The organism is Corynebacterium sp. p3-SID1056 (genome assembly GCF_025152525.1).
Classification (GTDB): domain Bacteria; phylum Actinomycetota; class Actinomycetes; order Mycobacteriales; family Mycobacteriaceae; genus Corynebacterium.
Genome location: NZ_JALXXL010000001.1, coordinates 227778 through 242268 on the forward strand (window position 1 = coordinate 227778; position 14491 = coordinate 242268).

At 65.7% G+C, this 14491-nt stretch carries 12 protein-coding genes; 7 read left to right on the forward strand and 5 right to left on the reverse strand.

The window, feature by feature from the left end:
- Positions 1-9: 9 nt before the first annotated feature.
- Positions 10-747, reverse strand: coding sequence for a hypothetical protein (locus M3G14_RS01055; protein ID WP_259924050.1), 738 nt, complete (start codon positions 745-747; stop codon positions 10-12).
- Between the two features lie 271 nt (positions 748-1018).
- Here M3G14_RS01055 and M3G14_RS01060 point away from each other — a divergent pair, with 271 nt between their 5' ends.
- The 6 genes from M3G14_RS01060 to M3G14_RS01085 all read left to right on the forward strand — a co-directional run bounded on the left by M3G14_RS01060 (position 1019) and on the right by M3G14_RS01085 (position 9770).
- Positions 1019-1615 (forward strand): TetR/AcrR family transcriptional regulator, encoded by a 597-nt coding sequence (locus tag M3G14_RS01060; protein ID WP_259924052.1) that lies wholly within the window; start codon positions 1019-1021, stop codon positions 1613-1615.
- Between the two features lie 11 nt (positions 1616-1626).
- Positions 1627-3804, forward strand: a complete 2178-nt coding sequence (gene glgX, locus M3G14_RS01065) for a glycogen debranching protein GlgX (protein WP_259924053.1) — start codon at positions 1627-1629, stop codon at positions 3802-3804.
- 92 nt (positions 3805-3896) lie between these two features.
- Positions 3897-5321 carry an exonuclease domain-containing protein gene (locus tag M3G14_RS01070; RefSeq protein WP_259924055.1) on the forward strand — a complete coding sequence of 475 codons (1425 nt, stop codon included), beginning with the start codon at positions 3897-3899 and terminating at the stop codon, positions 5319-5321.
- Positions 5322-5397: 76 nt separating this feature from the next.
- Positions 5398-6024 carry a hypothetical protein gene (locus M3G14_RS01075; RefSeq protein WP_259924057.1) on the forward strand — a complete coding sequence of 209 codons (627 nt, stop codon included), beginning with the start codon at positions 5398-5400 and terminating at the stop codon, positions 6022-6024.
- A 99-nt stretch (positions 6025-6123) separates the two neighbouring features.
- Entirely contained in the window at positions 6124-8688 is a 2565-nt protein-coding gene (gene treY / locus M3G14_RS01080) for a malto-oligosyltrehalose synthase (RefSeq protein ID WP_259924060.1), read from the forward strand.
- A 77-nt stretch (positions 8689-8765) separates the two neighbouring features.
- Positions 8766-9770 (forward strand): GTP pyrophosphokinase family protein, encoded by a 1005-nt coding sequence (locus tag M3G14_RS01085; protein ID WP_259924061.1) that lies wholly within the window; start codon positions 8766-8768, stop codon positions 9768-9770.
- Positions 9771-9792: 22 nt separating this feature from the next.
- Here M3G14_RS01085 and M3G14_RS01090 read toward each other — a convergent pair whose 3' ends face one another.
- From M3G14_RS01090 to M3G14_RS01100, 3 genes are all read right to left on the reverse strand, one after another.
- Entirely contained in the window at positions 9793-10176 is a 384-nt protein-coding gene (locus M3G14_RS01090; RefSeq protein ID WP_259924062.1) for an RNA-binding S4 domain-containing protein, read from the reverse strand.
- Positions 10177-10410, reverse strand: a complete 234-nt coding sequence (locus M3G14_RS01095; protein WP_259924063.1) for a hypothetical protein — start codon at positions 10408-10410, stop codon at positions 10177-10179.
- A 238-nt stretch (positions 10411-10648) separates the two neighbouring features.
- The gene (locus M3G14_RS01100) at positions 10649-11293 is read right to left on the reverse strand and encodes a YigZ family protein (RefSeq protein WP_259924065.1); all 645 of its coding nucleotides are present in this window, start codon (positions 11291-11293) and stop codon (positions 10649-10651) included.
- Between the two features lie 58 nt (positions 11294-11351).
- On the opposite strand from M3G14_RS01100, the gene treZ reads away from it, so the two are divergent.
- Positions 11352-13109, forward strand: coding sequence for a malto-oligosyltrehalose trehalohydrolase (treZ, locus tag M3G14_RS01105; RefSeq protein WP_259924067.1), 1758 nt, complete (start codon positions 11352-11354; stop codon positions 13107-13109).
- A 10-nt stretch (positions 13110-13119) separates the two neighbouring features.
- On the opposite strand, the gene ilvA is transcribed toward treZ, so the two are convergent.
- Positions 13120-14427 (reverse strand): threonine ammonia-lyase IlvA, encoded by a 1308-nt coding sequence (gene ilvA / locus M3G14_RS01110; RefSeq protein ID WP_259924069.1) that lies wholly within the window; start codon positions 14425-14427, stop codon positions 13120-13122.
- Positions 14428-14491 lie beyond the last annotated feature (64 nt).

A 14491-nucleotide genomic window follows, 5' to 3' on the forward strand; every position in this document is an offset into this window, starting at 1 on the left:
GTCAAGCGTTTAGTTACAGAGCTTCCAGCGGCCGTCTTCGCGCTGGAACAGCTGCGTCTGCGTATCCTCGCCGGAATCGTTGCGCGCGGTCACCGAGGCCGAGGCGCGATCCCCGTCCACGCGTACGTCGGCAAGCGAGATCTCCGAGCGCGGCAGGTCGATACCCATGCCGGCCTCTTCCTGCATCCGCGCCGCTTCTTCAACGGACTCGAGCGTCATGCCCTGGCGCTCGAGTTCCTCCATTGCCGGATCGGTGACGGCCTTGCAGGAGTTGTCCAAGATGACGCGGGTCCACGTTGCAAGCGACTCCGGGTTGGAGACAGCTCGGACAACCTCGGTCATCTCATCAATATCCGCCTGGGAAGCCTCCTGGCCGCCCGCGATCGGCTCGTGCGTGACCTGCTCGTATTCGCCGTCCGCGAAGGGGTTAGCAATGGTTGGCATCTCGCCGGCGTCACCGGAAGCGTCGCCCTCGCCGTCCTTCTTGTCCGAGCTCTTCCCGTCCTTGGCATCCTTGGCGTCGCTGCCGCCTTCGCCCTCGTCGGCCTTCTTTTCATCGTCCGACTTCTCCGCGGACTCCTTTGCCGCCCCGTCGACGGACTCGGTCTCGGCCGGTGCTTCAGCGGCGGTAGAGAGGCCGGAGCTCGTGGTTTCCTCGTCGGAGCCACATGCGGCAAGCGGAAGCGTTAGTGCCAACGCGGTCATGCCAGCTGCTGCAGCCTTCGATGTCTTGGTAGAAAACCTCACGTACTAACCTCTCTTCGTTTTCCGGCCCACACATCAAAGCCGGTCTCGCACTCAGCGCCCCAGGACCATGGGTAGGCCGGTGCGGGCTCGCGCGAGTGTCAATTACATTGTGTTGTCCCAGATATCTTAACAACGTGCAACTGAGGCCCGGTTTCAGCGCAGGTGCTAACTCACTGGGCGGTCTCTGTGAGGTTGCGCAGTGCCCGATCCCGACCCGATCCCCGGCAAACCCACTGATACCTCACGCCGACCACTACTACGATGAGATGCCATGCAGCTGTCCCGAGAAACGATCACCGCCGCCGCCTTCAACATTTTGGGCGAGTACGGGCTCGGCGACGTCTCCATGCGCCGCGTCGCCACCGCCCTCGGTGTCGCGCCCGGCGCGCTGTACTGGCACATCGAAAACAAGCAGGACCTCATCGCCAGCCTCGCGGCCGAGATTGTGCGCCCGCTGTCCACCGGTACCGACGCTACCGACGCTACCGGCACTGCCAACGTGGCCACGCTTGCTGCCGCGCTGCGCACGCAGGTACTGAGCGTGCGCGACGGGGCCGAGGTGGTACTCGCCGCGCTGAGCCAGCCGGACGCACCTGTACGCGAGGAGCTGATTGCGGTGTTTGTGGCGCAGGTGCGTGCGGAGTGGGGCGACGCGGCGTCGGCAAGCGTGGCGCGCGCAGCGGCTGCAAACCTGGTGTACATGACGCTGGGGGCCGCAATGGTCTATCAGGCAGGCGCACAGCTGGCCGCGCTCACCGGCGAGCCACCGGCGGTGAGCGCGGCGGATGCCGCCCGCGAGCACGCCGAAGGGGTGGCGCTGCTGCTGGCAGGCCTACGCACGCCGAGCGGCCCGACCGAATTGGACTAGAATCATCTCCCATGACTGAATCTGCAGCGACACCGCAATCCCCCGAGTCCCCCATCGTGTGGCCGGGGTCCGCTTACCCTCTGGGCTCGACCTACGACGGTGCTGGCACCAACTTTGCCCTGTTCTCCGGCGTAGCCGACCGCGTCGAGCTGTGCCTGATCGACGACGACGGTGCGGAGACTCGCGTGGAGCTGGAAGAGATGGACAACCACGTGTGGCACGGCTACCTGCCTACGGTCTCCCCTGGGCAGCGCTACGGCTACCGCGTGCACGGTCCGTGGGACCCGGCAAACGGCAAGCGATGCGACCCGAACAAGCTGCTCATCGACCCCTACGCGCGCGCCTTCGACGGCACCTTTGACACGCACAGCGCGTTGTTCTCCTACGACCCGGGAGCCGATGAGCCGGGCACCGGCCGCAACGAGGAAGACTCACTCGGCCACACGATGCTCTCGGTGGTCATCAACCCCTTCTTCGACTGGGGCGATGACCGCAGCCCGCGCATCCCCGACGAAGAGACGGTGATCTACGAGTGCCACGTCAAGGGCATGACGCAGACTCACCCGGAGGTACCGGAGAACCTGCGCGGCACCTACGCGGGCATGGCGCACCCGGCGGTGGTGGATTACCTGAAAGACCTGGGTGTCACCTCGGTGGAGCTGCTGCCGGTGCACCAGTTCTTCCAGGACGACCGGCTCAAGGAGCTGGGGCTGCGCAACTACTGGGGCTACAACACCTTCGGCTTCTTCGCCCCTGAGCACCACTACGCCTCGAGTTCCAACCCGGGCGATGCGGTCGCCGAGTTCAAGCACATGGTGCGCGCCTACCACGACGCGGGCATGGAGGTCATCCTGGACGTGGTGTACAACCACACCGCTGAGGGCAACCACTTAGGCCCCACGATCGCCTTCCGCGGCATCGACAACGAGGCCTACTACCGCCTGGTCGACGAGGACAAGTACCACTACATGGACTACACCGGCACCGGTAACTCCTTCAACGTGCGCGACCCGCACTCCTTGCAGCTGATCATGGACAGCCTGCGCTACTGGGTCACCGAGATGCACGTCGACGGTTTCCGCTTCGACCTGGCCTCGACCCTGGCGCGCGAGTTCTCGGACGTGGACCGCCTTGCCACCTTCTTCGACCTGGTGCAGCAGGACCCGGTAGTCAGCCAGGTCAAGCTCATCGCCGAGCCCTGGGATGTGGGCGAGGGCGGCTACCAGGTGGGCAACTTCCCCGCACTGTGGAGCGAGTGGAACGGCAAGTACCGCGACACCATGCGCGACTTCTGGCGCGGCGAGCCCGCGACCCTTGGCGAGTTCGCCTCCCGCCTCACCGGCTCTTCGGACCTGTACCAGCACAACGACCGGCGCCCGACCGCTTCGATCAACTTCATCACCGCCCACGACGGTTTCACGCTCAACGACCTGGTCAGCTACAACGAGAAACACAACGAGGCCAACGGCGAGGACAACCGGGACGGCGAGAGCCACAACCGTTCCTGGAACTGTGGAGTGGAAGGGCCCACGGATGATCCCGAGGTCCGCCAGCTGCGCGCGCAGCAGCGCCGCAACTTCCTCACCACCCTCTTGCTGTCGCAGGGCACCCCGATGATCTCGCACGGCGACGAGTTCGCCCGCACCCAGGGCGGTAACAACAACGTCTACTGCCAGGACAATGAGATCGCCTGGATGAACTGGGATCGCCTGCAGGAGGCCGATGAGCTCCACGACTTCACCAAACGCCTCATCGCGATCCGCCAGGCCCACCCTGTCTTCCGCCGCCGTCGCTTCCTCTCGGGTGGTGCGCTCGGCGAAGATGTGTTGGACCGCGAGATCGCGTGGCTGGTGCCGGATGGCCAGCTCATGGAGCAGAAGGACTGGGATTTCGCCTTCGGCAAAGCGCTGATGGTCTACCTCAACGGCGACGCGATTTCCGAGCCGGATTCCCGCGGTCGCCAGGTCACAGACGATTCCTTCGTGCTGATGTTCAACGCCCACTACGAGGACATCGAGTTCCGCATCCCGCCGCAGAAGTTCGGCGCGAAGTGGGAGGTGCTCATCGACACCACGGAGCCGCTGGGTTACCCGGTGGGCTTTGCCCCGGCAGAAGCCGAAGGCAGCTTGACCGTGCCCGCTCGCTCGACGATTGTGCTCAAGCAGATCGAGCCTCCGGTCAAGCCTTAAAGCTGCCGCTTCTCGACGGCGCGTGGCCCCGTTAGACTGAAGCGAACCCACCGCCCCTTTTTGGTTGCCCCTGCGATTGGAGAGTTTTTAACGTGATTGCCGCCCACGGTGCCCTGATTACGGTGACGAACACCGAGGTGGTGGTCCGCCCCTCCCCGCTGCGTGCTGCCCTTTCCGGGAACAGCGCCGAGCGCAGTGTGGCGATCGACGATATCGCCGACGTACGTGTGGCAGCCGGTGATGGTGTCAGCGAGTACCGCGTCGAGTGCGCACTGCGCAGCGAGGCCGGCGAACCGCTTACGCTGCGCTTCGCACCCGGCGCGGCAGAAGCGGTCGACGAGTTAGTCAACCTGCTCGAGCTTGCGCGCCAGGGCAAAGCCCCCGAGGTGGACACGCTCGCCGCCGGCGGCAGTGCGGCCGGGGTACCGGGCCTGAGTTTCATCGGTTTTGACGTTGAAACGGCGAACCCAAACTGGGGCTCGATCTGCCAGATCGGGCTGGTGAAAATCATCGACGGCGAAGAAACCGAGCGCGTCTCCTGGCTGTGCCAGCCACCAGAGCAATACAGCGCTTTTGAACCGGGCAATGTGGCTATCCACGGCATTCGTCCCGAGGATGTCGCCGACGCACCTGGTGTGCGCGAGCGCATTGACCAGCTCGTCGAGTTTGTCGGCGAGTTGCCGCTGGTGGCGCACAACGCCCAGTTCGACGCCTCCGCGCTGCACTCGGCGTGCGTCGCTACCGGCCGCGACGTACCCCCGCTGATCTTCGCATGCACGCTCGCGCAAGCACGCGCGAAGAAGTTGGGCGTGCGCAATCACCGCCTGCCCACGTTGGCGGAGCACTTTGGCACCCCGCTGGATAATCACCACGACGCCTGCGCCGACGCCGCTGCGTGCGCCGGGATCATGTTGGGTTTGGCCCGCGAGGCCGGCTACACCGGGTCCTTGATGGGCTTTGTCCACGACTCCGGGTTCGCGCTCGGCACGATCGAGGAGGCGAAGGTCTCACCGGTGGTGCGTGACCGCTCCGGCGACAAGCGCGCCGCGCAGGCCGAGCGATTTGCGCACGGCGGGGCGCGTGCCGTCGTGGAGGCGGCTGCGGCACCACGGGGCAGCAACCAGGCGGGGCCAAAGCGCAACCGCGGTGCTGGTGGTGCCGGTGGTACACAACGCGGGCCAGCTCCCTGGCAGTCGGTAGCCACGCCGGATACCGTGCCGGAGCCGAACCCGGACGCGAGCCCGGATTCCGCCCTGTTCGGCGAGCACGTCACGCTCACCGGCGAGTTTGAGCCCTTTGACAAGGGAACGCTGTGGAAGGGCATTGCGGAGCTCGGCGGCCAGGTGGGCAAAAACGTGACCAAGAAGACCACCATCCTGGTCGTCGGTGCGTGGAACTCGGTGACCTCGAAGGAAAAGCGCGCCAACGAGCTCAACGAGAAGGGCCAGGGCATCCAGATCTGGCAGGCAGACAAGCTTTTACACGTACTGGGTCTGGACGAAACCCCACCGTTTTAAGGTCGGCCCAACCGGGGCGAGAAAATTTCTTGCCCGCGGAGGGAACCGCGGCACGCTCGGCTGCGTCTAAGTATGTATGACGCATTCCACTGTCCTGTCCCCTGCCCAACGACCGACCCGAAAAACCCCGGCTGTCATACCGCAGCTTGCGTGGCGCGACGAGCGCTACGGTGTGGGCCCTTATGCGTGGCTAAGCCCCGGGCTCAATTCTTCGACCGCGTACGTACGACTGTCACGCGGACTCGCCTGCGTTTTTCTCACAGCCTCCCACGGCCCGTTGTCTCACCAGCAAGTTGGCCACCTAGGTTTTGCCGAGCACCAGCTCTGGAACGCGATCGGCTCCCACCTTGCTGGCCTCGCGGATGCGGCAAGCGACGCGTTTTGGGTCCGCGCCCCGCACCCTTCACTCGGACGTGCGCCGGGCCAGCTCCCGCCCGGGGTCGAGGTCCAAGCGCGCGGACGCACCGCTGCGGGCTGGCTCGCCCACCCGCAATCCTTCCAGCGCCTCCACCACCATCTCGTTGCCACGCTTCGCCCACGCCACGAGCTGACGTACTACGTCGGTGACAACGACACCCTGTTTGCGTTCGACGCCACCGCGCGGGAGGTTGCGCAAACACTGGGCTGGGAGCGTCTCATGCGCTACTCGCTTGGCTTTCCGCTGTTGGCCGTCCCGCCCCGCGCACCGCTGCGCTTCAGCTAATCCCGGTTTCCCAGCAGGCTTTTCACTACAGTATGTGGGGTGAACTGGCAGCGAAGCGTTGCCGTGAGTCAAGCAAGCCCGCACAAGGAGCGTGACGTCGTGCGTCAACCGATCACTTCTACCTACCGCTTGCAGTTGCGCGGTCCCGGGGCAGACCCCTCCGGGCGCGCCTTCGGCTTCGCCGAGGCCGTGCAGCTCATCCCCTACCTTCGCTCGCTGGGGGTGTCCCACCTCTACCTCTCCCCCATCTTCACGGCCATGCCGGATTCCAACCACGGCTACGACGTGTTGGATCCCACCGAAATCAACCCGCAGCTCGGCGGCATCGACGGGCTGCGCACGCTCGCAGCCGAGGCGAAGGAGGCCGGCCTCGGGCTGATCGCCGATATCGTGCCCAACCACGTCGGCGTGGAAGTGCCACGCTACAACCGCTGGTGGTGGGATGTCCTCAAGCACGGCCAGGAATCCGAGTACGCCTCCTTCTTTGACATCGACTGGCACGAGGACAACGGCGCCGGTGGCAAATTGGGCATGCCCGTGCTGGGCAAAGAGGGCGACGAAACCGAGTTGCGCCTCGTCCACCTCCCGGCGGAAGAGTTTCCGGCGGGCATGGCCCCCGAAGGCGAGGATGTGCTCGCCTACTTTGACAAGTATTTCCCGCTGCGCCCTGGATCCTACGACAGTACCGACGACGACCCGCAGGAGGTCTACGCCCGCCAGGCCTACCGCCTGATGTTCTGGCGCGACGGGGTCATCTCTTATCGCAGGTTCTTCTCGGTCAACGGGCTCGCCGGGGTACGCCAGGAAGACCCGCTGGTTTTCGAGCACACCCACCGCCTGCTGCGCCAACTTATCGCCGAAGACCTCCTCGATGGCGTGCGCGTCGACCACCCGGACGGGCTGACCGATCCCTTCGGCTACCTGTCGCGGCTACGTGAGCTGATCGGCCCGGACCGCTGGCTGGTTGTAGAAAAGATCCTGGAAGTCGACGAGCCTTTAGACCCGCGCCTGCGGGTGGACGGCACCACCGGATACGACGCGATGCGTGAGCTCGACGGCATCTTCCTCAACCGGTCTGCAGAGGACACCTTGAGCATGCTCGCCCTCCAACAATCGGGTTCCACCTGGGACGATGAGGCCATCGCCGCAAGCGCGCAGCAGCTCAAGCGCGACGTCGCCAGCTCCGAGCTGGCTGCGGAGGTACGACGCCTTGTGCGGGCGATCCGGCGCGACAACTTCGCGGCCGCGGCGACTCGCACCGCGGAGTCCGCGGCCGCGGACTCCGACGAGCGGCGACACGAGGTCTCCGACGAGGAACTCGCCTCGACCGTCATCGAGCTGGTCGCCGCCATGCCGGTCTACCGCGCCGACTACCGCTCGCTGTCGCGGATCACCTCCACCGTGATTGCCGAAATGTCCAAGCGGTTCCCCTCCCGCCGTGGTGCGCTCGACCTCATCTCCGCGGCCTTCTTGGCCTCCGGGGAAGCAAAGAACCGCTTCGCCCAGGTCTGCGGTGCCGTGATGGCCAAGGGCGTCGAGGACACCCTCTTCTACCGAGCCAGCCGCCTCGTGGCGCTGCAGGAAGTCGGCGGCGCGCCGGGCCGCTTTGGAGTCGGCGCGGCCGAGTTCCACCTCTTACAAGACGAGCGCGCCAGCCTCTGGCCGCAGGCGATGACCGCGCTGTCGACGCACGACACCAAGCGCAGCGAGGACACCCGCGCCCGGATACTCGAGTATGCGGAAGTGCCCAACGACTTTGCCGAATTGGTACGCCAAGTCATGGCGATGGTCCCGCCGCCGGACGCCGCCACTGGCCATTTCCTGCTCCAGAACATCCTCGGTGTCTGGCCGCACAACGGAGACATCACCGACGCGCTGCAAGCTCGCCTGCACGCCTACGCCATGAAGGCGGTGCGCGAGGCCGCGCTGCACACCACCTGGTTCGATCAGAACGAACGCTACGAGCACCGCGTTATCGACTGGGTCGACGCCGTGCTCTACGGGCCGGCCGCAGCGAAGATCACCGAGTTTGTCGGGCAGCTCCACCCCGGCGCGGTACAGGTGAGCTTGGGCAGAAAACTTTTGCAGCTGGTCGGACCTGGCGTGCCGGATACCTACCAAGGCCAGGAGTTTGTGCAGCTGACGCTGGTGGACCCGGACAACCGCGCTTTCGTGGATTACACCGCGAGGACCCAGGCGCTGCAGCAATACGACCAGGCGCGCGCCGCGGAAGACTTCTCGCTCGCGCGCTTCCTTTACGGCGAGGAGGATCCCTCCGCGGAAGCGCTCGCCGAGGCTGCGGACTGGGTGAAACAGTGCGTCACCGCCGAGGGGCTGCGCCTGCGTAAGGCGCTCCCGGAGGTGTTTCAGTCCGGTACTTACCGCGCCGTGTACGCGAGCGGTGCGGCAAGGCATCACCTCGTGGGCATGGCACGCGGGCACGCGAACGGCGAGGCTCCAGAAAACACGCAAGTCATCGGCCTTGCCACCCGCGAGCCGCTCAAGCTCGCCCGCACCGGCGGGTGGGGCGAAACGTTCGTAGCACTGCCGCAGGGTACCTGGGTCGACCGGCTCACCGGTGCCACGTTTTCGGGTACCGCAGCGCTCACGCAGCTGTTCGCCACGCTGCCGGTTGCGCTCTTGGTGCGCGCCGAGCACGTGTGAGGGCGAGTATGCTGTAGCCCCTGATGGTTAAGGATCAAACAAAGCGGCAAGGGGCGGATGGCGCCGCGTCGAGAAGCATGAAGAGCAAAGTGCCCGACGCGACGATCGCGAGCCTGGGCAACACCTACTTCTCCTGGGTGAATGCGCACGAGGACGCGGCGACGGCCTTCCGCCACGCGCTGCACGAGCTGATGCGCGACGCTGCGGTGAATTTTGATCGCGTCGACGCGCGCGTCAAGACGTGGCCTTCGTTGAAAGAGAAGGCGCGCAAAGTCCGCGACGGCAAGCCGGTGTACCCAGATCCGTGGAATGACATTAAAGACATCATCGGCACGCGCATTACCGTGCTGCACTCCACCGAAATCCCGGCCGTGCAGCGGCTGCTCGCCGAGGAGTTCGAGGTGCTGCGCAGCGTGGACAAAGCCGAGGAGACGCGGGTGGCCGGCGGCTTCGGCTACGGCTCGCACCACCTGGTGCTGCGGGTCCAAGACAGCTCGGAGGGGCTCGAAGATTACGTCGGCATGGCTTTTGAGGTGCAGATTCGCACCGTGCTGCAGCACGCGTGGGCGGAATTTGAGCACGACGTGCGCTACAAGCGCTCTAACGGCGAGGTCGACCCCCAAGTGGATCGCGCGTTCACCCTGGCTGCCGGGCTGATCGAGCTCGCGGATCAACAATTCGACCAGATCGCGAGCCTCACCGACCTGCAGCCTGGCGAGACGACGGACGAGGATTCGCAGATCGCCCCGGAGACGCTGCCGGGCATTTTGACCATGCTGCTGGGTTCGCGCTACCCGCTCTCTCGTGCGGGCGATTACCGCTTCCTCAACGAGCTGCTGCGCGCGCACGGACTCGAGCGCGTCTCGCAGGTCGCGGAGCTGATCAACCCGGCCGACCTCGAGGCGGTGTCCAACAGCCTCGCCTACACCTTCGTGCCGGGCCAGGTCAGGCTTGTCGACGACCTGTTGCTCAACCGCTACGGCACCGACCACATCGAGCGCACCTGGGACGCCGGCAACCGACCGAAGGTGCGCAAGGCGCGACTGACCCGTCGTTTCGCGCAGCTACGCTCGGCGGGTTAGGCGGCCTGATCCGCCTGCTTGCTTAGCGCCGCCGGCCGAGCAGCCGGTCCGTTTCGCGGCGCTCCTTCTTCGTCGGCCGGCCCGCACCGCGGTCACGCTTTGGCATGCTGGCAAAAATGTCCATCGGCGGGGGCGGCGGCGAGTGGTCCACGTAGCACTGCTTCGCTACCGGCGCGCCGACGCGCTTGCGCACTGTAGCGGTGACTTCCAGGTCGCGGTAGCGGTGGTCTTTCCACACGCGCACCCTATCGCCCGGCACCACCTGGGCTGCTGGCTTGACCGCCTGACCGTTGAGCTTGACGTGGCCTGCACGCACCGCCTCAGCGGCCAACGTGCGGGTCTTGAAGATGCGGACGCCCCACAGCCAGGCGTCGATCCGCACCGCTTTTCCGTCAGGTTGGGTCATCTAGTACACGTCTTTGTGGTTGACGATCTTTTGCACCTTCATCCAGTTACCCACACCGCCAACCACGGCCACGACGAGGCCGAGGGCAAGGATCGCCCAGGAACTGAAGATCAGTCCGAGCGCGACGCCGCCGACGACACCACCGCCGGCCCACAACACAGCGTTGCGGCTGTAGGTGCGTACCGCCTGCTTGCGGCGTTCGATCGGATTGTTTGGGCGTGGCTGCATCGTCATGCTGTTTAGTCTAGCGCCTTGGCGCACGCGGATTCCTCAGGAGTACACGCTTCCGGAGCACACGCCGGGGTCTCGCTCGACTCGAGGTGCCAGATGGAGCTAGCTCCATCTGGGGCCAGCACGGCCGGAAAACCCCAGGTCGCGACTTGCCGGATTGCCTAAATGGAGCTAGCTCCATTTGCACCAGCCGGAAAACACCAGCCGGAAAACACCAGGTCGCATCCCCCGTATCCTCGCCCTAGCGTGCCGTTTCCACCCAGCGGTGGCCCGCGTCCTTGGTCTCCGCGGTGCCCTGGGTCGAGGCCGCAAGTTGGGCGTCGATACGCTCGCGCTCCCCCGGCGCGAACGCCAACGTGTACGTAGCCTGCGCGCCATAGCTGATGTCGACGACCTCGATCCCGGCGTTGCGCAGCTCCGATTCGATCCTCCCGGCCTCGGCGTGCGGGAGGTTAACCGTGACGAGCTCGCGCAGGTTCCGCTTCACGCGCGGCGTCGCCTCAAGGCAGCCGGAGACCGCGTTGGTGTACGCGCTGACCAGGCCGCCGGTGCCCAACTTGGTTCCACCGAAGTAGCGGATGACCACGGCGCACACGTTCATCAGCCCGGAACCTTTCAGCACCTCCAGCATCGGGGTGCCGGCCGTGCCTGAGGGTTCGCCGTCGTCGGAGGAGCGCTCGATCGGCAGCGCGCCGTCGACGTGCACGATGAATGCGGAGCAGTGGTGCCGCGCGTCCGGGTACGCTCCGCGGGCGGCGTTGATGAACTCGCGCGCGTCTTCCTCCGTTTCCACACGCCCAACCCAGGTGATGAAGCGGGAGCGTTTAATTTCAAGCTCGCTTGTCGTGGGTGCGCCGGCGGCGGGCAGCTCGTAGGAGGTCAGCATAAGCCACGAGTCTAGCGAGTCATTGCAGCGCGCTTGCCACCTCCTTAGGCTGGAATCCATGGTTGATATTCCCGTTGCTCCCGCCCGTTTCGAAGTCTGGGCCCCGCGCGCGCACCAGGCGCGTGTGCACATCGAGGGCGGGGATTTTCCGCTCGCGCCCGATACGGACCGCGAAGGATGGTGGGTGCTTGACCCCGCCACCGCCGAGCCCACGCCGGGTGCGCGCTACGCATTCTCGCTTTTCGACGGTGCGCAGTGGTCCCAGCCCATGCCGGACCCCCGCACCCGCGCCCAACCCGACGGCGTGCACGGCCCCTCGGAAGTGGTCGGCACCGAGTTTGACTGGACCGATAGCGCCTGGGCCGGCATCGAGACCAAGGACCTGCGCATCTACGAGCTGCACGTAGGCACCTTCACCCCGGACGGCACGTTCGAGGGCGTAGCTGACAAGCTCGACTACCTGTCTGAGCTGGGCGTCAACGCCATCGAGCTGATGCCCGTCCAGCCTTTCCCCGGCACGCGCAATTGGGGCTACGACGGTGTCGATTGGTTCGCCGTCCACGACACGTACGGCGGGCGCGAGGGGCTCAAAACGCTTATCGACGCCGCGCATTCCCGCGGCATCGCCGTCCTTTTGGACGTGGTGTACAACCACTTCGGGCCGGAAGGCAATTACAACAACGCGTTTGGCCCTTACCTCGCGGGTGGGCGCACGGGCTGGGGCGAGGTGATTAACCTTTCCGGGCCCGACTCCGACGAGGTCCGCGCCTACGTCCTCGACGCCGTGCGCCAGTGGTTGGGCGAGTTTCACGTCGACGGGCTGCGCCTGGACGCGGTGCAGACCTACGACGACCGCCTCGCGTTTTCCATCATGGAGGAGATCACTCGCGTCGCGGAGGAGATCGCCGCCGAGACTGGGGTGCCGCGCACCGTGATCGGCGAGTCGGATCAGAACGATCCGCGCCTGATCAGCGATGTGTCCCGCGGCGGCTACGGCCTTTCCGGTCAGTGGCTCGACGATGTCCACCACGGCATCCATACCCTGGTCACCGGCGAGGACGAGGGCTATTACGTGGATTACGGCACGATGGACATCCTCGCCGACACGTTGCAAAACGGCTACCGCTTCCGTAACTCCTACTCTCGCTACCGGGGGCGCACCCACGGCCGCGAGCTGGACTTAGCCCACGTCGCGCCCTGGAAGCTGGTCACCTACACCACCACGCATGATCAGACGGGCAACCGCGCTGCCGGCGACCGCCCGAGCCAAAACCTCACGCCCGCGCAGCAGGTGCTCAAGGCTGCGGTCGTGTTCCACTCCCCATTCACCCCAATGCTGTTCATGGGCGAGGAGTTTGGGGCGCGCACCCCCTTCCCCTTCTTCATCTCGCATACTGATGCCGGTCTCATCGAAGGCACCCGCCAGGGCCGCCTGGACGAGTTCGCGCGCCAGGGTTGGGACGCGGCAGATGTCCCGGACCCGGCGAGCCCGGACACCTACGAGAGCGCGAAGCTCGACTGGGAGTTTTCCGAGCAGCAGACGCAGGTGCTTGAGGCTTACCGACGGCTGCTGGCGCTGCGCAGCGAGTACGGGTGCGACCGCGAGGATCTGCGCCGCCTGCGCGTCGACCACGGCGAGCAGTGGCTGACCATGGCCGACGAGGCTGACAGCGCCGTGGTCCTCGCCGCGAATTTCAGCGGCGAGCCGGTACGCGTGCCCGTCGGCGGCACGCTGCTCTACTCGTTTACCGAACCGGAGGTTGGTGCAGACGAAACCGTGCTGGATCCGTGGGGGTTCGCATACATCCAACGCTAGCCATCCAGAGCTAGCCTGCGACGATGAACTCGTACTCCGGGGTCCCGGGCTCGAGCTGGCGGCATTCGATTACGGATGCCGCCATCCGTGCAAGCAGCGGGTCGAGGTCGCTGGCGCGAGTCAGCTCGACACCGACGAGTGCCGCCCCGGTCTCGCGGTTGTTCTTCTTGAGGTATTCGAACAAGACGATGTCATCGTCAGGCCCGAGGATGTCGGTGAGGAAGGTGCGCAGCTGCCCGGGTTCCTGCGGGAAGTTCACTAGGAAGTAGTGCTTGAGTCCGCGGTGCACGAGCGAGCGTTCCATCACTTCTGCGTAGCGCAGGACGTCGTTGTTGCCGCCGGAGATCACGCACACCACGGTGCTGCCCGGCTGGATCTTCATGCCGGCGAGTCCGGCAACTGAGAGGGCACCGGCCGGCTCGGCGATGATCCCCTCGTTTTGGTACAGCGCGAGCATCTCCGTGCATACCGCTCCCTCGTCTGCGCGCAGAAGGTGGGTGCGCCCCTGGTTGTGCTCGATGACCTCGAAGGGGAACGCACCGATGCGCTTGACCGCCGCGCCGTCGACGAAGGGGTCAATGTCTGTCAGGGTGACCGGGCTGCCGTGCTCGAGCGCGGCGTACAGCGAGGCCGCGCCGCGCGGCTCCACGCCAACAACCGCGGTGCGCGGCGACATATCGGCCACATAAGAAACGATGCCGCCGAGCAGGCCGCCGCCGCCAACCGGCACCATGATGGTGTCGAGCTCGCGGCCCAGACCTGTCAGCTGCGCGAGGATTTCCGCCGCGACAGTGCCCTGGCCAATGACCGTGTCACGCGCGTCGAAGGGCTCGACGATCGTCGCGCCGCGTTCCGCCGCGTCCGCGCGCGCCGCCTCTGCCGCTTCGTCGAAGGTGTTGCCGGTGACTACGAGCTCCACGAAGTCGCCACCGTGCACCATGATCCGGTCGCGCTTCTGCTTCGGGGTGGGCTTCGGCACGAAAATCTTGCCCTGGATGCCCATCGCGCGGCAGGCGTAAGCCACGCCCTGGGCGTGGTTGCCGGCAGAGGCGGCGACCACGCCTGCCGCCCGCTCCGACTCGCTGAGTCGCGAGATGTTGTAGTACGCACCGCGGATCTTGTAGGAGCGCACGTCTTGCAGGTCTTCGCGCTTGAGGTAGATGTCCGCCCCGTACTGCTGCGACAGGCGCGGACAGTACTGCAACGGGGTGGGGTCAATCACCGAGGAAATCTTTGCCTGAGCTGCCTGAATATCGGCCGCGTGGACCGGCTGAAACGTGCTTTCGGTTGGCTGTGTGCGCTCGGTGCCTGGATTCATGGTGGATAAGTCTATCCCTTAACAGGTATCGATGTGCTGAATCATCAGCTTCCGGCGTCTGCGG